This window comes from Leptolyngbya sp. PL-A3 (assembly GCF_039962325.1).
GTDB lineage: Bacteria > Cyanobacteriota > Cyanobacteriia > Elainellales > Elainellaceae > Vacuolonema.
On record NZ_JAMPLB010000008.1, the window covers coordinates 15442 to 37141 of the forward strand.

Sequence of the window (21700 nt, forward strand, 5' to 3'; positions counted from 1 at the left end):
GGGTAGGGGCGTAGCATGCTACGCCCCTACCCCTCTATGGGTTTGTCGCCCCTTTATTAGGTGGGTACGTTGACCCAGGTGCCCGTTTCGTTGGATTGGTGGGTGAGATCCATCAGCAGTTGGGAGGCGATCCCTTCAGGGAGGGAGGGGGTGAGCGATCGCCCTTCATCAATGCCTTTAACCCACTGATCCACCACTCGGATAAATGGCGCGAGGCGACCATCCGGGTAGACCTGGGGGAATTGGAGACGGTCAGGGATTTCCACTTCGGTCAAGGGTTCGTCTGCTGGAGCGGCCCAGAGTTTGAAACCGTGGACGTAGTCGGTTTGGTGATCACTACCGAGGACTAGGGTGCCGCGATCGCCATACACCTCCACCCAATGGCCCCGTCCTTGATAAGTGGCCGCGCTCAGCGTAACTTGCACTGGAGTTCCATCAGCTAATTCCAGGGCAATCATTGCGGTATCGTCGGCAGTGACAGGTTGGGGAGTTCCCGTAACAGGGTCAGGCCGGGTTGGGATGCTAGTAGTGAGACGGGCGCTAAGCCGCTGAACGGGGCCAAAAAGCCAGGCGATGTAATCAAAGATATGGGAACCTACCGCACCCAATGCGCCACCTCCCTGATCTTTGCGGGCATACCAGTTCCAGGGACGGTTGGGGTCGGCTCGTCCTGATACGAGCCAGTCGATTTTGATCAGGCGCTTTTGACCAACGAAGCCTTCTGCCAGCAGTTCTGAAAGGCGCATCCAGGCAGGCACAAACCGGAATTCAAAATCTAACGCGGTGACAGCGCCTGTCTGGTGAGCGATGCTTTGCAACACCCGAGCTTCTTCTACCGTCAGCGTTGTTGGCTTCTCCAGCAGCAAGTGTTTCCCGGCTTGGAGAACAATTTTGGCCTGCTCATAATGTAGAAATGGTGGGGTAGAAATGCTGACTGCCTGAACGTCTGGCAGAGCAACAATTTCTTCAACAGTGGCGCAAGCATGGGGGATTTGGTGAGCGTCGGCTACTTGTTGGGCCTTCGCTATGTCTCGGTGCTGTACCGCCACAACCTTCGTCCGATGGTGAGCCTGCAACCCAGGAATGTGAATTTTCTGGCCAAAACCTGTGCCGATGACGGCTACGCCCAGGGTTGTGTCTGCCATCGATATCGCTCCATGTAAATTTGTCCCATGTTGGTATATACCGTATTTTGGGGCAGGGGAGCAGGAGAGCCAAGGAGTCGGTGAAAGGCGGGCAGATTGGGGAAGTGGCACCTGAGCCTATGCAACTGGCTAGAATAGCTATTAGGGTAGCGATCGCCACGACCTAGATGGGTGCTTTACCATACCTCCCCCCTGTAGTCATGGGTGTTAGAAAATAACGTGACACAGGTGTTTTGCTTTTTTGTATCAAAATCTCAAATTTAGATGCTGCCACCCTTTTGGGACAGCATAATCTCAAAATATAGGCAGGCTCAGCCAGATTGTGCGGTTACGGTGATATCCCGTACCAAACCTTCGGTAATATCGGTGAAACAACGTCATCAATGAGGATTCTGTGATTGAATTTGTCAAATTCCAGGTGCTGCCGTCACGGCCAGCCCAACTCATCATCCGCACAATTCATGAATGGCAACGAGATGAATGTTTAGAAATGGGAGCAGCTCTGGCCTATTACGCCCTGTTCTCCATGTTTCCCATCTTTCTGGTAGTGCTGAGCATTATGGGGTGGGTGCTGGGATCAGACGCGGCTTTAATTCAAGATATCCTGGCGTATGCCAATCAAATTCTGCCTGACGCCGCCTACAGTGTGTTTCGGGACGTCCTGTTTCATCTGGACAACAGTAGCGTTGGAGCTGGAATTACAGGTTTCTTCCTGCTTCTACTGGCTGCCAGCAATGTGTTTGGTGCTCTCAGCCGTTCCGTCGACAAAATTTGGAAAGTTCATTATCTCAAAACGCAACCCAAACCTATCCAGGACACACTCCTACTCTTCTTAAAAGAAAAGTTTTTTGCATTTTCTCTAGTCTTCAGCTCGTCAGCCATTATGGTCGTTTCTCTTGTGGCTGAGTTAGCTTTTGATATTCTACGGCGTTTGCTAAAAGAGTTTAATTCTTATATCAATTTTATTCAACTAGACGAAGTAACCGTTATTCGGAATGTTCAGATTTTTGTGACATTCCTCGTTCTCATTTTAATTGTCATGGTTTTATTCAAAATTCTTCCATCAACACGAGTACGATGGGGAGACATTTGGATTGGGGCACTGTTCACGACCGTCCTGTTTATGCTATTGCAGTATCTCGTAAGTAATAGCGTTATTCACATCGGTGCCCAATACCGTTCCTATGGCATCATCGGTGGTGTCATGGTTTTAATGCTGTGGATATATCTAACCTGTCAAATTTTCTTCTTGGGTAGCGAGTTCTGTTACGTCTACTCCCATCTCTACGGTAGCCGCCGACATCTACGAGATGATGCGACAGTATTGAGGGTCCGTAGAAGTTAATATTATCCAGTTGAATAAGCATAAGATGCTGATTCAACGGGGTTTGATATTAGGACATGTTTTAAAGCTAACTGAAAGGATTATTTTTTTCGTGAACTTCGCGCACGAAAAAAAGACAGAACAGGCTCTAGGACTCATTTGCTTCCCACAGTGCAAACATATCTCCAAGGGTATCTTGCAGAGGCAAGTTTGGGGGATTCGGAATCGTGAGCGCAATAGACCCGACTGTTAGAAAGGCTAACAGCAAGCGCAGAGGTTTGATATGAATGGGAGACATGATACTTACACAATTACGACACAGGTAGGAATTTCTCCTGATTTGCGAGTCATAGGGGCGATCGCTCACCGATAGAACACAGCCTGGAAGGAAGCTGATTTACCGATATGGAGAGCAAGAGCGGCGATCGCAGGGGCTGTCAGATATCCATTCCTTTGCCATGAGCCATGCTCCTGGTCAAAGGAGTGAAAATCCTGACTGCACTCTCAAACTCATAACTTAAGAATAGAAGTTACCGACTCATTCAACATGACCCACGGGTATGCTAAATGGTCACCTTTCTGGGGGATATTACATAACCGGGTAGCTCCGGCAATAGCAGGAATTTTTTAGAACAAAGGTTTGATATGTGGTTATCCATATCCCCTTCATTGGTGATGTTCTTATTGATAGGTTGTTTGCAATGAGTCGCAAGTTTGGGAAAAACCGATGGGTCGGGTTAGCGATCGCAACACTCCTGGTCATCTTTTCTCTGCACCTGATAACCAGTCGCTCAACCCATGTGCGTGGCGATCGTTGCGAGGTAGAGCTCCGAATGGCCGCCTTCAATGACAAAAGCCTCGAAGGAATCGATTGCCCGCATCAAATTCTGCGGGAAGCAAATCTGGTTGGTGCCAGATTGCGCCGCGCCAACCTTAGGGGCACCGACTTTAGCGGAACAGCCACCAGTTTGCAGGATGCGGATCTGCGGGAAGCCGACTTGATGCAAGCCAATCTGGTAGAAACGAAAGCTATCCGTACCGATTTTTCGGGTGCGAACTTGCAAAAAGCTGACTTCAGCAAGGCCAATCTGAATGGAGCACGATTTGTTGAGGCGGATCTCACCGATGCCCTGTTCATTGGTGCCAACCTGGTAGCGGCCGACTTCAGCCGTCTGAAAGGCATTCCCGCCTATATGGATAGAGCCAATTTGACAGATGCCAACCTTGATTTTCCATTCACCGGGCTGCGGCTCTGCAATACCACGATGCCAGACGGTAACGTCACGAACGGCGGTTGTCTCTCACCATCCTATGAGTTCCACCAATCCTTACAGGCTAAGCACTGGCGGAATATGGATCAAGCCATGAGCGTGATGGTTTGGGAAGCATCTACGCCTGCTGGAGAAAGCGTGAAACCTCATTTGCTGACTCCGGAGCAGATCCGTTCAATCCCCTGTTATAGGCTGCAGAATCTGGAGCAGTTATGGCGAGAGAGCAGTGGCGATCGCTTCAGCTTCGGCATTCAACGCCAGATTTGGGAGAGCCCAGCAGTCAACCGGGACTACAACAAATTTGGCGAAGCGGTGGGTTGGAAACAAAACGGAACCTGGCTCAAATTTTTTGATCTTCCTACTCAGGAAAATAGCATCACGCTTCCCCTGGGGATGTTTCCCTGGCATCAGTGGCAGGTACAGGAACCAACTCCAGAAGAACCGACACGCTTCCGCCGAGAGGGGTTTGGGGCATGGATGAATCATCTGGAAGCGTGTGGGTTGGGGGTTACTGAATGAAGACGGGGTCGTTTGCAGAAAACGCATGAGTCTTCTAAACTTCAACGCCTTCTAATACCTCATCCGTCAGTTCATAAAGCTGTTGCAGTTTTTCCAGCTTCTCGTCATCGGGGTGCCAGAACCCGCGTCCGTGGGCTTCTAACATGCGTCCCACAATATTGCGGAAGGCTTCAGGATTAGACTTACGCAACTTCTCAGCCATTTCCGGGTCCAGGGCATAGGTATCAGCTGCCTGGTCGTAAACCCAGTTCTCCCGGAAGTCGGCCGTACCCGCCCATCCCATCAGAGCCGTCATCCGTTGGGAGATTTCGTAGGCTCCACCTGAGCCTTGATCTGCCATTGCCTCAGCCCACTTGGGGTTGAGTAACTTAGTGCGATACTCCATTCGCAGCAGGTCTTCCAGGTTACGGGGCGTGGTGTCCTTCGAGAAGCTTTCGACGAAACTAGCCGTCACCTTTCGACCTTTTTTCATTTCAGCCGCTTTCTTTAGACCACCTGTATTGGCGTAGTACTCCTGAATATCTGTCAGACCATATTCGACGGAATCAATTTGTTGAACGATGCGATCGGTACTTCCCAGCAATGTGTTGAGGATTTCGGGACGAGCCTGGCCCTTGTCCTTTCGCCCATAGCTGAAAGTATTGCGACCTGTCCAGGTGTCTCCTAATTCAGAACCGGATTCCCAGTTAGAATCGGTGACGCGATCGTTTACCAGGGAGCCAAAGTCGCCCGCAGGGTTGGAGAACAAACGAGCTGAGGGGTTTTCGACGCCTTGGGATTGGAGGGCGATCGCATGCTTTCTGACAAAATTTTGCTCCTCCGGCTCATCCGCTTCAGCAGCCCGATGGAACAGGTCATCCAACAGCTCAATCACATTCACAAAGCTGTCCCGAAAAATCCCTGACAGATTACCCAAGATGTCGATACGGGGATGATCCATCTCGCTCAGGGGTTTTAACTCGTAACGCACAATCCGGCCTGTGCCCTCCTTCACAGGTTCAGCTCCTACCAATTCCAGCAGAATCCCAATGGATTCACCCTTGGTTTTGATTGTGTCTAAGCCCCACAACATCACCGCCACAGTTTCGGGGTAAGTGCCGTGTTCTTCAAGATGCTGAGCAATGAGCTTTCGGCCAATCTCCCGTCCTCGCTCATAGGCGGCAGGCGATGGCATCCGGTAAGGGTCGAGTGCATGAATATTGCGTCCTGTCGGCAGTACCCCAGGCCCATCCCGCAGTAAATCTCCTCCCGGTGCTGGAGGAATGTACTCACCATTCAGCCCCCGCAGCAGGTTCGTGAGTTCATCCGTTGTCTGGCTCAGCAGAGTACGAATGAGGGCGGCCTGTTGTACTTTGTCTGCAAGACCATTAGTAGACTCGGGAGTAGCGATCGCCCCCTCGACCTGTGGCCATTCCTCCCCAAAGTAAGCGGCCAGATAATCTCTCATTCGATCTTCATCGGGTGCGTCTCCCAACACATGCAATCCGGAAGAGAAGAGCCTGTTTTCCAGAACTTGTAGATATTCGTAGAGCTTCAGCAGATAACGATTGAACACCTCTGCACTAAACATTCGCAAGTTTTCTGGGGTGAATTCAATGCCCAGGTGACGGGATTCCTCAAAGGGGCAGTCTGCTTCTAAACCCGTGTCGAGGATCTTTTTGGCGATCGCCTCCTTCAATGCCGCATTTGTTTCCGGGTCTTCGCGATACTCCGCAATCAAATCCCGCAACGTCACCAGTTCCTTATAAAGCCCCGCCCGACCATACGGCGGCACATTATGGGAAATCAGCACCCCATAGCCCCGCCGCTTGGCCAAAATCGACTCCGAGGGATTATTCGCCGCATAGATGTAGAGGTTCGGCAAATTCCCTAGCAGAATGTCTGACCAGGAATAGCCGGTGTTCCCCAACGGTGAACCGGGTAGCCATTCCACGGTGCCGTGCATGCCAAAATGCACAACGGCATCCGCCTGAAAGTCATTTTGCAACCACTTGTAGAAGGCGGCGTATTGCGGATGGGGTGTTAAATCTCGCTCAAACATGAGACGCATGGGGTCGCCTTGCAACCCCAAAGGCGGCTGCACACTGATCCACACATTGCCAAGTTGCACGCCGCCCAGGAGATAGCGGGATTCTTCGGGGCGTTCAGCGATCGCCACCGTCCGTATACCTGTGTCCGACAACGACTTCCACTGCTTCTCAATCCGCCGCGTCAGCAAATAACCGAGCCAATGTTCCAGTTTGCGAGCGGTGACCGTGGCGATCGGTGCCTCCTCAAGGCTGACGTCGGTAGGAGTCACTCCGACAAACAATTCATCAGCCTGACGCACCTGCTCAATGAGTTCTTCGCCATCCTCGGGGATGTCGCCCACGTCATAGCCCTGGGCCTTCATCGTTTGAAGTAACTTGATCAGGGATTTGGGCACGTTCAGCAGGGCGGCTGTTCCAGTTGCCCCGTAGCCTGGCGGGAAACCGTAGAGGACGATCGCCACCTTCCGCCCAGCAGGTGGTTTCTGGCGTAGCGCAATCCAATTATTAATACGCTGAGTCAAGCGTTGAACCCGCTCGGGAATGAGGTAGATTTTGTCACCGACTAATCCCCCCAATGGCACGGGATCGATCGCCCCATCCAACTCGGGCAGTGCATACAACACGACACTTTGCAGCCCTCCAATCCCTTGCCGTGTCCAGGAATGAATATCCTGAATCAGCAACGGAGCCGCGACAAAGTAGGGCACATTTTTGGCACTCAGAATTTTCTTGGCGACTTCGACCTGGCGACCTGCTTCCATTGAACCCGCTGGGCCACCAACGAGAGGGAAGCCGATGGTGGAGGCGATCGCATCCACTTTCACGGCATCTTTTGTCAAAGACGGGAGTTCGATGTTGCCTTGCGATCGCTGCTCCTGCTCATAATCCGTGGTCATCCAGTCGCGCACCGCCACATGACCTTCCACGCCGTTGATGAAAATGGGCAGTGGCGTTAATCCCGCTTGCTCAAAGTAACGAATGAGCTGAGGAATATAAGGTTGCTTCGTAATGACATGCTTTCGATACAGCAACATCCCAACAACGGGATTCGTATTAGGGAAGCGTTGTTGATACCACTCTAAATACGCTTTGGGCGACTCAAAATACCCGTCATACTCAGGATGTAACAAGCCCATGTTAGGCGTTTCGATTACATCGGGGATGCTATCCACCGTCAGACCCAGATACTTCTCGCCCAAATACACAAACATGGATGCGACGTTTTCAGAACCGCCCGCATTCCAATAGCCGTAAATGATTAGCCAGTTGCGAAGATCCTGCACTTTCCCCACAGGGATGTACTTGAGCAGTTTGGGGCCAACCTTCAGAAAACTAATGTAGCCCGCCAGCTTGTCCTCTTCCCGCTGGGTACCACCAAACTTGCTAAGGATAAATTGCACGGGCTTGGGCATTCCCTTGGGCTTGTCGCCGATCGCAAACTTCCCCAACTGAGTCAAACTCATCAGCTCCAACGCCGACTCGAAGACCAATCGAATGGGGATGTGCTGTGCCCGTTCTCGCAGCCAAATCACCTGGTCGTAGTCAAACAGCAGGCTGGCAAAGAATACGTCAGCTTCGGACAGGGCATGGGCGATCGCCTCCGGTTTGGCAGCCAGATCGCGATCGCTAAACACCGCAATCTCCAACTCTGGACACCGCTCTTGCGCCACCTTCGCCGCCTGTCGATACAAATCCGCATTAAAGGATTCAAACCCGGCTATCAAAACGATTCGTTTGACCATGCGATGATTTAACCCCTGTGCTGTGCTGCGCGATCGCCCTTAACTAAGAGCGATTCATCTAGATTCTAAGCCTTTGGGATCTGAGGGGCAGTAGTGTGAGCGATCGTTCTAGCAAGAGGAAGGCTCATTCGCTAAAGATTTTCATCTGGTAGCAATGGCAAAATTAAGGCCAATAGTTCAGGAATGTTCTTTTGGACAACTTGCCAAACAATATTCAGATCAAGGCGATCGTATTGATGGGTGATAATATCCCTCATCCCAGCAATATCGTCCCAGGGCACTTCTGGATGTTTTGTGCGCAACTCTCGAGATAAACGCTTGGTCGCTTCTCCCATAATTGCAATTTGATAAAGAATTGCTGATTGTGTTCGCAAATCAGCGTTCAATTGTTCGCGACCAAGCCCTTGGGCAAACTGTAAGACCAACTGTCCAGCTCGAACAATATCCAATAGCGAAGCATCATCCCGCGACATAGATAACTTGAGCTGTTCCTAAAATTTCCTTACGGCGGATCCAGTTATGGCTTTGCTCAATTGACTTTTTAGTCAGTAAGTCAACATCACGCCCCAGCAAGGTGGAAAGTTCACGCTTCATTCGCACCAGCTCCAGGAGCCCCCAAGGTGCCCCTTCCTCAAAACTAACCAAGGCATCAATATCGCTATCGGGACGAAAATCTTGCCTCAGAACGGAACCAAAAAAGGAAAGCTCTTGAATCTTCCACTTCTGGCAAAAAGCAGTAAGAGACTCTTGCGGTATAGAGATGTTGGCCTGTAGCTGCAAACGGGTTGTGTTTTCAATCATCCGTTACTTCAGTACCTATGCCCAGTTCACATCAATTGTAAGCCCCATACCAACCGTGAAGAATCAGAGGCAGATATTAAGTTCTTCTCAAGATCGATGCTTCATGGAACTCTAATAGAAGCGAATTGCCCTCCAACTACGTAAAGCATTACCTTTGCACCCCAGATTCCCCGTTTCTTAAGGAAACCAGGGATTTAATTTTTTGGGGGTATTTCCATGCCACAGAACTCAAGAGAGGCCAAACCCTACTTCGGATCAAGACCCGGACCTGCATCATTCAGGCTGGTGAGGAGCTTCAGGGTATCCGACATAAAGACTTTGTTGAAATAGGATTACCCAAATTGTAGGAAACTATTTTTACAAAAACACCAGACACCGGGTGTTTTTAGAACCACCCGGTGTCTTAGCCTTCATCACAGCAACGCCAACGCAGTTTGGGTTCCCTGACGCACAGCTTCAGCGGACTCGTGCAAAGCTTCCAGTTCGCGATCGCTCAATTCCAACTCCAGAACTGTCTCTACCCCACGACACCCCAGCCGTGCTGGAACGCCGATGAACACATCCTCTAACTTGTACTGCCCTTCCAGGTAGGCCGCGACGGGCAGGAGGCGGGAGCGATCGCGCAAAATCGTATCTACCATCACACAGACCGAGGATGCAGGCGCATAGTACGCCCCTCCGGTTTGCATCAGTTCTACAATTTCTGCGCCACCATTACGGGTACGTTCCACTAAACGGTTAATGGTTGCAACGTCCAGTAATTCCGTGATAGGAATTCCGTTCACGGTAGAGTAGCGGGGCAACGGCACCATCAAGTCACCATGACTGCCCAGCACCATTGCATCCACATCGGCCGTCGAAACCCCCAGTTCCATCGCAATAAATGTCTCGAACCGGGATGAATCGAGAATACCAGCCATCCCCATGACCCGTTGGAAAGGAAGCCCGCTCACCTTCCAGGCCATGTAAGTCATGACATCCAGGGGATTCGTGACAATGATGAACAGGGCATCAGGGGAGTGGGCGATCGCCTGCTTCACCGCACCCACCACAATCTGTGTATTAGCCTTCAGCAAATCATCACGAGTCATCCCTGGCTTTCGAGGAAAGCCTGCGGTAATCACCACAATGTCAGAACCGACGGTATCGGCAAAATCAGTAGTGCCCAAAATGGTGCGATCATGACCTTCAATGCCGCTAGCTTCCATCAAATCCAGGGCAACCCCTTTCGGGCGGCCTGGCGCGATATCCAGCAACACAACATTGGCTAAATCTTTTTCAACAATTCGCTGCGCCAGGGTGCTACCCACATTTCCAGCACCGATGACGGCAACCTGCGCAGCTTTACAAGTAGGGAGATGAGAGGACGATAGTTTCATGGCTCTGAAGAGAAAAACGGCCAGCCCGTCACGCTTGCTTCCACCATAGCTAGCGATCGCCCTGATCCGTGAGATCTCATCAAATTAATTAATGAGGTAGTTTTCTAGGCCTGTTGGATAACCTGAGTTCGGGTTAAGGGCGTTTTCGAGTGCCGCGCGTTGCGCGGCACTCGAAAACGCTCATTTTGGCGTGCGCAAAGCGCACGCCAAAATGAGCACTTCAGCTTATCCCGAACTGAGGTTTGGATAGGGTGTGGAGGAGGGAGCACAAAGTGCTTCTTCCCCCACACCCCATCCACAGGTTTGAAGCATGACCAGAAATGATATAAAAAACGTTTGAGGAATTGGCTTTTTCCGGTGCAGCACACTGAAAAGCCAATTCCTCAAACTAAAAATAGTAGAGGTGCAAAACACCTCCACTAATCTAAATATTTGCAACAGTTGAAAACCGCTACTAATTACTCAAACTTTTCCAATTGGTCAGCGCGGATCCAGAAGGAAGGGGTTGGTACTCGACCAAACTTGACAAACATATAGTCTCCCCGGATGTCTAAAACCTCACCTTTGGTTTCAAAAATGTAGGGTGAGAACCGCTGATCACTGGCGGATCCTTCCAAACTTCCCTCAAGCTTCTCGCGGACGACCCGCACAGTATCCCCCTTCTTAATGGCCATAGTACCCTCCCTCATGCTTCACATTTCTTCCAGCATTGTAAGGCTCTCACTTCCCCTTAAGCAGTAGGAAGAGCTTTTGCTTTTTTGATAGCGACTATTGGGAAGGCAGAGGACGGAGGGAAGAAGGCAGAGGGCAGAAGGAAATATCTGTAAATTCGATCCTTCTACCTCTTACCTCCTGCCTCCTGCTTTCTGCCCTACTTCTGACAATCCTTACAAAAATGCGCCGATCGCCCTGCCAGCTTCAATCGCTGAATCAACCCACCACAGTTTCGGCAGGGTTCGCCTTCTCGGTCATACACCCAAGCCTTATGCCCATAGTTGCCGTTGATACCTTCCACATCGCGAAAGTCGCTGAAAGTGGTGCCTCGCGCTTCGATCGCATCTGCCAAGACCTGCTGAATCGCCGCGTGGATCTTCTTATAATGCTTCGGACGTAACTTCAGGCATAGCTGCTGAGGCCGAATACCACTTAGGAAAAGGGCTTCATCAGCATAAATATTGCCGATGCCTGCCACCACGGCCTGATCCAGCAACGCGTTCTTGATGGGTCGCGCCCGATTCTGTAGTTGTGCCATTAAATAGTCGACGGTGAAGTCTGTGGATAACGGTTCTGGTCCAAGGGATTGCAATCCGGTGATCACCCGTTCGGGTACAACTCCTGGCGGCACGTACCACATTTGTCCAAAGGTGCGCTGGTCCACATACCGCAATTCTCGCCCCTCACCCATAAACAGGCGCACTCGGCAGTGTTTCTGAAGCGGTTCGTCAGGAGCTGTCCATAAACATTGCCCCGTCATGCGAAGGTGAACGCCGAGCCAGCCAGCCCCGTCTTCCAGTTCACCGATGAGGTACTTGCCGCGACGGTGCCATTGGGCGATCGCCGTCCCCTTTAACCCCGCTAAGAAACCGATGGGATCTGGGTGGGCGATCGTGCGCTCTAGCAACACGTCCCCTCCGGTAATGGACTGGTGCAGTGTTGTCTGATTCAGCCCTCGACGCACCGTTTCAACTTCAGGCAGTTCTGGCACAGGTCATCATCGCAAGTAGAACGTTAGGACTACTCTATCGAATTTTGCCCGTTACTGAATGGAGCGTTCGCTCCATTCAGTAACCCAAATTTTGCAGGAACCAGACACCGGGTGTTTTTAGAAAGACCCAGTGTCTTAGCTTGGCTTATAGCGCTGTGCGGGTTGATTAAGTACGGTGGTGTGGAGCACTTCGTGCTCCACACCACCGTTGCTGTACTTAACGCACTTGCCCATTGCTATATGCACAATAGTTGTGATGATGAAGGTTAGGGTGGCGATCGCCCATAGTTTTCTCCATTCCCTGGTCTATGACTCCTCCCTACAACAAAGCTCATTTCGACTTCGCGAATCTGCCCTACCTCACTAGCCCACGCCGCCAACTCAACTTGCAAGGGGTTGCACTGGGGCTAATTTCCCTGCCACCCGATGAAGGATATACCTTCACCCATACTCACGCAGAGCAGGAAGAGGTTTATATTGTGATTGAGGGCAACGGTTTTCTGTTGCTCAATGGAGAATTGGTATCATTAGAGCCAGGAGACATTGTGCGCGTATCTCCTGCTACAAAACGCGCGTTAAAAGCAGCTTCCCTATCGAAACTATTGGTTATTTGTGTGGGAGCAGTGCCCGTTGGATACCCGAAGGATCCCAACTCTCGGTATATGATTGACGATGGTGTTCCTGATTATGATGATGTGCCGCCATGGTATGCAGGACGGGACGACATCGCAACTCGCAATGCCACTCTTAAGGAAAGAATGTTACGAGCAGAAGAAAAACGACGGCGAAAGCAGTCGGGGTAGCCGCATCAGCCACATCTAGCCATTGCTCCTCATTCTCAAATGAATCAGAAAAATTAATTGGATACGGGGTTGATCGGAGAACTTATTCGATTAATATTGTTTTAAGGATAGACGTTTTTCAATGATTCTTATGGTTCCCATAGAGTCGTTTCTATCCTTTTCATTTCGGGGTGAACAGTTCTCACACTGGTGAGATCACCCCGGTTGTCTAAGCACTAATTACCTAGAGTTCGCGTATCCGCTGCTCTCGATCAATTTCCGTTTTGGGAATTGGTCACAGGTTTGTTCAACTTCAATCTGGGGCTGAGGCTGATGACTTCCTTGTTCGCACAAACCGCCTGGTTGGTTCCAATCTATCCATTGGTGGGGATGCTGCTGTCGGTGATCTGGTTTCCTTCCGTCACGCGACGCACAGGTCCCCGTCCTGCTGGCTACGTCAACGCCTTCATGACGTTCTTTGCCTTCGTGCATGCGCTGCTGGCTTTTCCCGCTGTGTGGAATCAGCCTGCGATTTACGAATACTTTCCCTGGCTGCAAGTAGCTGGGCTCGATCTCACCCTTCCGGTGATGATTTCGAGCCTGACTGTCGGAGCCATGATCCTCATCACTGGGATAAACCTGATGGCTCAAATTTATGCCATTGGTTACCTGGAGATGGATTGGGGTTGGGCTCGATTCTACGCCCTGCTGGCCCTCTTTGAAGCGGGGATGTGTGGCCTGGTTTTGTGCGACTCGTTGTTCTTCGGCTATGTCATCCTCGAAATTTTGACCCTCGGTACTTATCTCTTAGTGGGTCTGTGGCTGAACCAATCCCTGGTCGTGACAGGGGCGCGGGATGCGTTCCTGACCAAGCGAGTCGGTGACTTGTTCCTGCTAATGGGCGTTTTGGCGCTATATCCTCTGTCTGGAACCTGGAATTTTACTGAGTTAGCTGAGTGGGCACAAACCGCGCAGGTTGATCCAAAACTGATGGCGCTGGTCGGTTTGGCTCTGCTGGCAGGCCCCATGGGTAAGTGCGCTCAGTTCCCGCTGCACCTGTGGTTGGATGAGGCAATGGAAGGTCCCTTCCCCAGCACGATTCTGCGGAACTCTGTAGTTGTGGCGACGGGTGCCTGGATTCTGGTGAAGATGGAACCGGTGTTGGCTCTGTCTCCTTTTGTGATGTCGGCGGCGATCGCCATTGGTGCCATCACCGCTCTCGGCGGCACCCTCATCTCCATCGCCCAAATTGATATTAAGCGTGCCATTTCCTATCTCGTCAGCGCTTACATGGGTCTAACCTTCATTGCAGTGGGTACTGGCCATGTTGATGCAGCTCTGCTAATCGTTCTGACCCATGCGATGGCCATGACCGCTCTGGTGATGAGCAGTGGTTCCATCGTTCTGAACAACATCACTCAAGACTTGACTCAACTGGGTGGCCTGTGGAAGAAGCGCCCTGTTACTGGCTTGTCCTTCGTTGCGGGTGCGTTGGGTCTGGTGGCTCTGCCTCCCCTGGGTGGTTTCTGGTCAATGCTGAATCTGGCGGATGGTATTTGGCAAACTAGCCCAGTGATTCTGGGTCTGCTGCTATTGATCAATGCGTTGTCGGCCTTCGCAGTAGTTCGGGTATTTGGTCTGATTTTCGCTGGTGATACTAAGCCGATGACCTTGCGATCGCCCGAAAACCTCTGGCCTGTCACCCTCCCCATGGTCTTCGGTGCTGCCTTCACACTGCACCTGCCCCTGGTTCTACAAAGTCTGCACCTACTGCCTGACTGGGCCGTGCTGAACAAAGATGTAGCGCTTATGCTCACTTGGTCGAGCATCTTCGGTCTGAGCCTCGGTGCTGTTGTCTACATCGGCAAGTTCATTCCCAAGCCCGTGCAACTTCCCTGGAAAGGTTTGCAAGACCTATTTGCCTACGACTTCTACACCCCCCGCATCTACAAGTCCAGTGTGGTTGGCAGTGTCGATATCATCTCCCGCATGACAGATTGGTTCGATCGCTACTTCGTTGATGGTCTGGTGAATGCGGTCGGTCTGGCCTCCATTCTGGGTGGCGAAACCCTGAAGTACAGCACCACCGGAAAGGGACAGTTCTATATGCTCACGATCGCTCTGGGTACGGTGCTGATTGGTGTTCTGATGAGCTGGTCGTTCCTGTCCCGCGTGTCCCTGGTATTTGGCAGCTAATCTGCCGCTGATTCCTCTGAGCACTTGCGTTTCGTTACGATTTGCCCTTTCAGGAAGAGACTTCGATCATGTTGAGTTTGTTGATTTGGATTCCCATCATCGGTGCCGGAGTGGTGGCCTTCGCCCCCGGCAACGTGTCGGGCCTGCAGGCTCGTTGGGGTGCAGCAGCGGTTACAGCCTTCACCCTGGTTCTTTCCCTGGTGGTTATGTTCCAGTTCAATCTGGGCGACACCGGAATGCAGTTTGTAGAAAACATTCCCTGGATTGAGCAACTGGGTTTGAACTACCAGTTGGGTGTAGATGGACTGTCTCTGCTGATGCTGGTGCTGAATAGCCTGCTGACGCTGATTGCCATTCTAAGCACCAAGACCGACATCGAGCGACCCCGCCTTTACTACTCCATGCTGCTGCTGATTGTGGGCGGCGTTGCGGGAGCCTTCGCAGCACAGAACTTACTGCTGTTCTTCCTGTTCTACGAACTGGAGTTGATTCCCTTCTACCTGCTGGTGTCCATCTGGGGCGGTAGCAAGCGGAGTTACGCAGCCACCAAGTTCTTGATTTACACAGCAATTTCCGGTGCGCTGATTCTGCTCGGTTTCCTTGGTCTGATCTGGTTTACGCACTCCACCTCCTTTGCCTTCGAATCCCTGCTGGGTCAAACCTTACCCCTGGGGATGCAGATCCTTCTACTGAGTGTGCTGCTCGTCGGCTTCGGTATCAAGATTCCCCTGGTTCCCTTCCACACCTGGCTACCGGATACCTATGTTGAGGCTTCGGCTCCCGTTGCCATTCTGCTGGGCGGGGTTCTGGCAAAACTGGGCGCTTATGGTATCTTCCGCTTCGGTCTGGGGCTGTTCCCTGAAGCCTGGAATACACTGTCTCCCTGGTTAGCAATCTGGGCTGCGGTCAGCATTATGTATGGTGCGTTGGCGGCGATCGCCCAAAAAGACATCAAGCGCATGGTGGCTTACAGCTCCATCGGTCACATGGGTTACATCCTCCTCGGTGGCGCAGCTCTAACCGCCCTCAGCGTGGTTGGTGCAGTGTCTCAGATGGTGGCCCACGGTTTGATTCTGGCAGTACTGTTCAATCTGGTCGGTGTGATTGAAGCCAAAGTTGGCACCCGTGAACTGGATGTATTGAATGGTCTGATGAACCCAATCCGCGGTCTCCCGGCTACGGCTTCTCTATTGGTGGTGGGCGCGATGGCCAGCGCTGGTATCCCCGGTCTGGTAGGCTTCATTTCAGAATTCCTGATTTTCCAGGGCAGTTATGCTCGGTTCCCCCTCCAAACCCTATTTGCGGTGGCTGGTACCGGTCTGACAGCGGTGTACTTTGTGATTCTGCTGAATCGCACCTGCTTCGGTAAGCTGGATAACAAAACGGCTTACTATCCCAAAGTGACGACTGCCGAGAAAGTGCCAGCTCTCGTACTGACCATTCTGATCCTCTTCCTGGGCATTCAACCCACCTGGTTAGTGCGCTGGCTGGAGCCTACGAGCACAGCGATGGTTGCGGCAGTACCCACTGTTGAACTGCAACAAATCGCTATCAATCCTGAGGTTGCCCCGAACTAAGTACCAATCGGATGTTGAAGTTTCCCAGGAACCTGGGCTTCTAAAATTCCAACAAGCAGCAAATTCTTCCTGAACCTTCTCAACTCAACCCCAGGCAATTGCAAAAGCGGCAATGGCAAGCGAAATCCTACACGGGTATCGGTTATGACAGAGCTAGTCTTTCTCGAATCGATTCCTATGGTCTCTTCCATTCCGATGTTGCTGGTTGCCCTGCGTATTGCGATCGCCCCCTTCCTCCTCTGGGATTCCCTGGACGGACAGGTGGGCACCGGGTTCCTGGTGGCCTACGTGGTAGCGGTTCTCTCCGATATTTTTGATGGCGTCATCGCCCGTCGGTTGGGAGTCAGCACTGCTGGATTAAGACAGGCCGATAGTTGGGCCGATCGCCTTCTATATGTCTGCATTGCGATCGCCGCCTGGCTTACCCACCGAGACATCATCCTGACCTTTCAGGTTCCCTTGCTCACGGTGTTAGGACTGCAAGCGCTCTGGTGGGTGATTAATCTGGTCAAGTATGGCCAGCCCGCCTGTTACCACACTTACACGGCAAAAGCCTGGGGTTTGAGTTTACTGGTTGCGACGCTGATGTTATTTGGAGCGAGTTATGGCGGATGGGCGTTGGGGTTGGCGATCGCCCTTGGCATCATTCACACCCTGGAAGAAATCGCCATGACCCTCATCCTGCCTACCTGGCAACACGACATCCCCAGTTTGTTCCATGCCTGGAAACTTCGTCAGCAACCTTCCATCCAACCATAGTCAACCATAGGCAAAACCTTGGGGGAACCCAGACAAAATACAGGGGTAAAACCTGAACGCAATTGGATCTTGTGTCCCCCCACCCACCTACAGTGAAGAACAAAGCCAAGCTCTGACGGTTGAACATCTCCCAAATCTGTTCACATTACCGAGAAAGCCAATGACTGCCACCCTCCCACCCCGGACTTCCACCCCCGAAACTCCTCCCGTTGCTCCCTCCCGTCCCCCCTCCATGGCGGCAGAAAAAATTCCCCCTTCCACCCACGAGTTCGCCGACATTATCCATCGGATGGAAGCAGGCGGCTCCATGTTGCCTGACACCCAGGAAAACCTGATGCAGATCATTGGCATCTACAAGGCTTACGCCGTGCCAATGGACTTCTACTGGCGCGATCTGCTCTACATCGCCGAGCGTGTTTTCCTCAACCCCCTGCCCTTCTTCAAGTACTTCCTGCCCAAGGACTACCTGAAGCTGAACAACCACTACTCCGGGGACAATGCCGACCTGCGCATCTGGCGGGGCACGGGCGAAGCACACCCCGAATTGCTGGAGTTCATGGAGAAGGGTGAGGTGAAGAAAGGGGTGCCCCGTTTGCTGCACCACTGGTATCACGATCGCGTCAACATGGAGTTCGCGGAAGAGTGCATGCGCTCCATGCTGTGGCATGGTCGAGATATGGGCTATGGCCAGTTTGACGCGTACCTCGACAGCGACGAGTACAAGGCCAACGCCGATCGCGCCATCCGCGCCTTCTTCAAGAAGAACCCCATGATGATGAGTCTGTACAAGATGTTCCCTGATATGTTCATGGAACAAGTACGGCAGATGTCTTACTACGCCAACCTGGGTCTATTCTGGGAAGTGATGGCTCCGGTGTTCTTCGAGATGTCGGACATCTACGATGAGGGTGGCTTTAAGGGCGTGCCCGATGCGATGAACTTTTTGGTGAATGGGATTTTTGCGATCGCCGGTCGCCCCATCTATCACCACGTTTACATCGATGGCGAGTGTTTCGAAATCATTCCCAAGTCGAAGGGTTTCACCTGGCTTTACGAAGCAGCTCTGCCCTATGTGGAAGCCGTGTTCTACCGCACGTCTCCTTTCCGGGGCACCAAGTCCTACAACGCTCAGGCGAAGCAGGTTCCCGACGAGCAGAAAGACTTCCACTACGGCGTACTGTATGCCGACAAGTTCCCCGTTGGTACAGCTGGAATTCCCCCCACATTGCTGATGCAGGACATGCTCCACTTCCTTCCTCCTTATCTGGTGGAGTACTACAAGGAGCATTGCCGGGGTGAGGATGACCAGCTAGTACAGTTGGCTGTTACCTTCCAGCGATCGATGTACAACGTGACCTCTGCGGTTATCCAGGCGCTTCGCACAGCCCTGCTCTATCCGCTAGATGATCCCAATCCTGAGCACCTGATGGCGAACCGGAAGTTCTTCGAAGCGCAACTCAGCCGCTTCCTTCGCCCCGAGTCTCGAATTCGCGAAATTCAATCTGCCGACTATCGCTAAAGAGTGCAGATTTGAGAATTGTGGGCCGGGTGTCTTTACCAGGTCTGGCAAGATGCCCATCCACAATAAGGCAGTCTATTGAGTGCATAAGTTTTGCATTCTCTGGACTTGCCAAATCGGCAAGGGCAATTTTTGGGAGATGGTTGCTGATGCCGATAGGTAGCGAAGCCTTCTCTAACAAGAATCAATGCCTTTGGCCACACAGGGCGTGTGGAGTTGGTCAAAGTATTCTTCGGAAGAATTATCTTTCAGATCACCCTAAGCCTTGTTCAAGAGATTTTGAGTCGATGGGCTCAAAATCCAAACCTAGTTTCATCAGCCTGATTGAAGTCTCTCAGCAAGGTGTGAACTCTCACACCTTGTTTTTCGTCTTTCTTGGCAGAGAGGGCACAAAACTCTGACAGGTGCGTTTTGAGATACTGGATTGGTTGCAGAGATCTAGCTTGGAGGCGCGTCGCCCTCCAAACCTCCCGACTGAGAGACGGAGAGGCCCGTCCCCCCAGTTGGGGGGTTTGGGGGGGCGACGCGCCCCCAAGCAGGGTTAGACGCGTCCCCAAGCAAAGCCTAAACTTGCCCAAACCTTTTCAGACAACCCCGTCAGCAACTTCTGATAATTGCGATGAATAGAGGGGCTTTGCATTAGACTGCTTGCATAGGGATCTTGATCATTAAATTTCATCGATAGCAAAATTACAGTGACATAAAGTCGGAGGTATCCAGCGTGGACGAATTGAGGGCAGCCCTGGAATTGGCCAGTGACGAGGAATTAGAGCTATTAACGGACATCCTGTTCCGCCGCCAATTCAACCCGCTGGATTACGTGTGTACCCCCGATCCCATCGATGTACGTAGCCAAGACCGCGAAACCTGGCTTTATGTGTTAGAAGAACGCTTTCGTTTCCTGGCCGCAGACGGCGTAACAGTACTCCGAGGCAACACGAACAAACTCACCTACCACCAGGTTCTGACCCGAGTCTGCCGCTATTTAAAGATCCCCTATTCGCAGTCTTTCTCGACAGAAGACTTGGAGGCTGAGATCTTTCTACATCTTCTACACCGAGCCTGGGAGAAGATGCCCCCCAAAGAACGGCGAATCCTCAACGGGCAACTCCAGGAAGCCGTTTCAGGGTCTGAGCTGGCAAAGCAGCTCCCCACCTCAGTACAGCTTGATCCAGCCCGATTACTCCTGAAAGGGGGAAGCGTTGTAGCGATCAATTCCGTGGTGCGCCCCTGGTTGTTGCAACAGATGGCGCGGCAATTCATGCTGCACGTCGCCACCTATCAAGTGGCCCGACAGGCAGTAGAAGCAGGGGCGATCGCCACTCAAGTTGCCGCCCAGAGTGCTTACCGCACCATGAGCCTCAGTGCCGCCCGTTATGGAGCGGTCCGTTCGGTCTTCGCCTTCCTCGGCCCCGCACTATGGGTATGGCTGTTTGCAGATTTGGGATGGCGGGCGATCGCCACCAACTATGCCCGTGTCATCCCCGTCGTCTTCACCCTGGCGCAAATCCGCCTGACTCGGGGTGGAATGTATCAGCCCGCTTGAGATCTTCCTGACAAGCGGCTTTAGAATAAATGCAAGAGTGGGGTGGGATCTGGCCCAAACGGGCAGGCAAGATGCCCACCCCACAAAAGCTGTAGGTAATCTAGTGCCTGTTTCTCAGAAAATTGAGCAATAGATAACAAAAAGGGGTTCAATGGGTCCAGCGAAGGTATTTTGCAGGGAACGCCAGAATCCCAGTTAAAATAGCGAAATGCTCCGTTTAAGGACTTTGTTGACGCCCTGGAGGTTGGCGCGTGTCGGAGGTCAAGCCGAGTTCCACGTACTATGATTTGTTGGGGGTCACTCCGGGAGCGTCGGTGCAAGACATCCGGCGAGCTTACCGTGAGTTGAGCAAGCTCTATCATCCGGACACCACGCAGCTACCTGCTGCTGAGGCAACGGAAAAATTTCAAGAATTAAACGAAGCCTACGCCACCCTCTGCAACCCCGAACGTCGGGCGACTTATGATTTGCGGAATGGGTACTCACGGGTGCGGGTGATGCGCCCTGAGATTCCTCTGAATCAGCACCCCCCCGAGGGACGGCGTCCTCGGTCGTCGGCATATTTAGACCCAAGCGATCGCCCCCTCTCCGCTGGGGAAATCTTTGCCCTGTTCATGCTAGGTGTCACATTTTTGGGATGCCTTCTGCTGGTCGTTACCCTCGGGCTAACCCGAGGAGATAACGCCATTCAAACTTTGCAGCAGATTCCTGTGCCTGAACCTGTGCGCCAGGTAATTGAGAAGGTGACGCCTAATCCAGAACCACCGGCCATCGCTCCCCCTCTAGAAACCCCAGTAGACCCACCAGCGGAAATGCCGTCTGACCCTAATTATCCAGAAGAATTGCCCCCAGTAGGAAAGGCCCAGCCCTCTCCTCCGGTGCGGCCCTCAGTCCCCTTCCCTAACCCTTTGCACTTGACGTAACCATTTTCTGATGGCACTTCCTCCTCCTGAGACTCCGATCTATAACCATCCGCTGCCCGAAGTCGAACACTGGCTCTCCATTCAGGGTTGCCAGCGCGACAGTGAAGAACCCAACCGCTGGCATGTGCAAATGCCGACCTGGGAAGCCGAAATTGTTATGGATACAGACGCCTTCCTAGTGCGCTATATCAACGCTGGAGAAGACGGCCGAGATATTGTACGGACGTTCAAATACTCCCTCAGCCGTAAAGACTTAGATGACGTTATCTTCTCTGGACCCTAATTCGGCTTTCACACTTCAAAATTCACTTTGTTGGGCGCTTAAGCTCAGAAACCCGGTGGTTTTTAGAACCACCGGGTTTCTTTAGAGGTCAGCTAACACGTACTTAGAAAATCCACGACCAACCATCTATACTTCTCGCCCTCGCCATAGTTGAAGAGGAGGCAATGCGCCCCCTTCAACCATAGAACGAAACCCAGGA

17 protein-coding genes are annotated in these 21700 nt (G+C 52.1%); 10 read left to right on the forward strand and 7 right to left on the reverse strand.

Annotation, left to right across the window (positions count from 1 at the left end):
• Positions 1-56: 56 nt before the first annotated feature.
• Positions 57-1145 carry a Gfo/Idh/MocA family oxidoreductase gene (locus NDI52_RS08410; protein WP_190773279.1) on the reverse strand — a complete coding sequence of 363 codons (1089 nt, stop codon included), beginning with the start codon at positions 1143-1145 and terminating at the stop codon, positions 57-59.
• A gap of 394 nt (positions 1146-1539) precedes the next feature.
• On the opposite strand from NDI52_RS08410, the gene NDI52_RS08415 reads away from it, so the two are divergent.
• Positions 1540-2490, forward strand: a complete 951-nt coding sequence (locus NDI52_RS08415) for a YihY/virulence factor BrkB family protein (RefSeq protein WP_190773280.1) — start codon at positions 1540-1542, stop codon at positions 2488-2490.
• 680 nt (positions 2491-3170) lie between these two features.
• Positions 3171-4259, forward strand: coding sequence for a pentapeptide repeat-containing protein (locus NDI52_RS08420; protein WP_190773282.1), 1089 nt, complete (start codon positions 3171-3173; stop codon positions 4257-4259).
• Between the two features lie 34 nt (positions 4260-4293).
• On the opposite strand, the gene bchH is transcribed toward NDI52_RS08420, so the two are convergent.
• The 6 genes from bchH to NDI52_RS08450 all read right to left on the reverse strand — a co-directional run bounded on the left by bchH (position 4294) and on the right by NDI52_RS08450 (position 11916).
• Entirely contained in the window at positions 4294-8031 is a 3738-nt protein-coding gene (gene bchH / locus NDI52_RS08425; RefSeq protein WP_190773283.1) for a magnesium chelatase subunit H, read from the reverse strand.
• Positions 8032-8162: 131 nt separating this feature from the next.
• A complete protein-coding gene (locus tag NDI52_RS08430; protein ID WP_190773284.1) occupies positions 8163-8504 on the reverse strand; it encodes a HepT-like ribonuclease domain-containing protein in 342 nt (113 codons plus the stop codon).
• Positions 8491-8832, reverse strand: a complete 342-nt coding sequence (locus NDI52_RS08435; RefSeq protein WP_190773285.1) for a nucleotidyltransferase family protein — start codon at positions 8830-8832, stop codon at positions 8491-8493. The genes NDI52_RS08430 and NDI52_RS08435 overlap by 14 nt, the downstream gene beginning before the upstream one ends.
• Before the next feature lie 413 nt (positions 8833-9245).
• The gene (gene mdh / locus NDI52_RS08440) at positions 9246-10211 is read right to left on the reverse strand and encodes a malate dehydrogenase (RefSeq protein ID WP_190773286.1); all 966 of its coding nucleotides are present in this window, start codon (positions 10209-10211) and stop codon (positions 9246-9248) included.
• 458 nt (positions 10212-10669) lie between these two features.
• Positions 10670-10885 (reverse strand): NAD(P)H-quinone oxidoreductase subunit O, encoded by a 216-nt coding sequence (locus tag NDI52_RS08445; protein ID WP_190773287.1) that lies wholly within the window; start codon positions 10883-10885, stop codon positions 10670-10672.
• A gap of 197 nt (positions 10886-11082) precedes the next feature.
• Complete coding sequence (locus NDI52_RS08450) at positions 11083-11916, reverse strand: DNA-formamidopyrimidine glycosylase (RefSeq protein ID WP_190773288.1); 834 nt, start codon at positions 11914-11916, stop codon at positions 11083-11085.
• A 308-nt stretch (positions 11917-12224) separates the two neighbouring features.
• Here NDI52_RS08450 and NDI52_RS08455 point away from each other — a divergent pair, with 308 nt between their 5' ends.
• The 8 genes from NDI52_RS08455 to NDI52_RS08490 all read left to right on the forward strand — a co-directional run bounded on the left by NDI52_RS08455 (position 12225) and on the right by NDI52_RS08490 (position 21501).
• Positions 12225-12719: a cupin domain-containing protein gene (locus NDI52_RS08455; protein ID WP_190773289.1), complete on the forward strand. Its 495-nt coding sequence runs from the start codon at positions 12225-12227 to the stop codon at positions 12717-12719.
• A 312-nt stretch (positions 12720-13031) separates the two neighbouring features.
• Positions 13032-14894: an NAD(P)H-quinone oxidoreductase subunit F gene (locus NDI52_RS08460; RefSeq protein WP_190773290.1), complete on the forward strand. Its 1863-nt coding sequence runs from the start codon at positions 13032-13034 to the stop codon at positions 14892-14894.
• Positions 14895-14962: 68 nt separating this feature from the next.
• On the forward strand, positions 14963-16471 hold the full coding sequence (locus NDI52_RS08465; protein WP_190773291.1) for an NADH-quinone oxidoreductase subunit M: 1509 nt from the start codon (positions 14963-14965) through the stop codon (positions 16469-16471).
• Positions 16472-16615: 144 nt separating this feature from the next.
• Positions 16616-17230, forward strand: a complete 615-nt coding sequence (locus NDI52_RS08470) for a CDP-alcohol phosphatidyltransferase family protein (protein ID WP_348256385.1) — start codon at positions 16616-16618, stop codon at positions 17228-17230.
• 232 nt (positions 17231-17462) lie between these two features.
• A complete protein-coding gene (locus NDI52_RS08475) occupies positions 17463-18749 on the forward strand; it encodes a CO2 hydration protein (RefSeq protein WP_190773302.1) in 1287 nt (428 codons plus the stop codon).
• Positions 18750-19470: 721 nt separating this feature from the next.
• Positions 19471-20295, forward strand: a complete 825-nt coding sequence (locus tag NDI52_RS08480) for a hypothetical protein (protein ID WP_190773292.1) — start codon at positions 19471-19473, stop codon at positions 20293-20295.
• Between the two features lie 251 nt (positions 20296-20546).
• Positions 20547-21218: a DnaJ domain-containing protein gene (locus tag NDI52_RS08485; protein WP_190773293.1), complete on the forward strand. Its 672-nt coding sequence runs from the start codon at positions 20547-20549 to the stop codon at positions 21216-21218.
• Between the two features lie 10 nt (positions 21219-21228).
• Positions 21229-21501: a DUF3143 domain-containing protein gene (locus NDI52_RS08490; protein ID WP_190773294.1), complete on the forward strand. Its 273-nt coding sequence runs from the start codon at positions 21229-21231 to the stop codon at positions 21499-21501.
• Positions 21502-21700 lie beyond the last annotated feature (199 nt).

Coding starts and splice junctions, on each gene's coding strand:
- NDI52_RS08410 (WP_190773279.1), bottom strand. CDS start 1,145: ATGGCAGACACAACCCTGGGCGTAGCCGTCATCGGCACAGGTTTTGGC.
- NDI52_RS08420 (WP_190773282.1), top strand. CDS start 3,171: ATGAGTCGCAAGTTTGGGAAAAACCGATGGGTCGGGTTAGCGATCGCA.
- bchH (WP_190773283.1), bottom strand. CDS start 8,031: ATGGTCAAACGAATCGTTTTGATAGCCGGGTTTGAATCCTTTAATGCG.
- NDI52_RS08430 (WP_190773284.1), bottom strand. CDS start 8,504: ATGTCGCGGGATGATGCTTCGCTATTGGATATTGTTCGAGCTGGACAG.
- NDI52_RS08435 (WP_190773285.1), bottom strand. CDS start 8,832: ATGATTGAAAACACAACCCGTTTGCAGCTACAGGCCAACATCTCTATA.
- mdh (WP_190773286.1), bottom strand. CDS start 10,211: ATGAAACTATCGTCCTCTCATCTCCCTACTTGTAAAGCTGCGCAGGTT.
- NDI52_RS08445 (WP_190773287.1), bottom strand. CDS start 10,885: ATGGCCATTAAGAAGGGGGATACTGTGCGGGTCGTCCGCGAGAAGCTT.
- NDI52_RS08455 (WP_190773289.1), top strand. CDS start 12,225: ATGACTCCTCCCTACAACAAAGCTCATTTCGACTTCGCGAATCTGCCC.
- NDI52_RS08460 (WP_190773290.1), top strand. CDS start 13,032: ATGACTTCCTTGTTCGCACAAACCGCCTGGTTGGTTCCAATCTATCCA.
- NDI52_RS08465 (WP_190773291.1), top strand. CDS start 14,963: ATGTTGAGTTTGTTGATTTGGATTCCCATCATCGGTGCCGGAGTGGTG.
- NDI52_RS08470 (WP_348256385.1), top strand. CDS start 16,616: ATGACAGAGCTAGTCTTTCTCGAATCGATTCCTATGGTCTCTTCCATT.
- NDI52_RS08475 (WP_190773302.1), top strand. CDS start 17,463: ATGGCGGCAGAAAAAATTCCCCCTTCCACCCACGAGTTCGCCGACATT.
- NDI52_RS08490 (WP_190773294.1), top strand. CDS start 21,229: ATGGCACTTCCTCCTCCTGAGACTCCGATCTATAACCATCCGCTGCCC.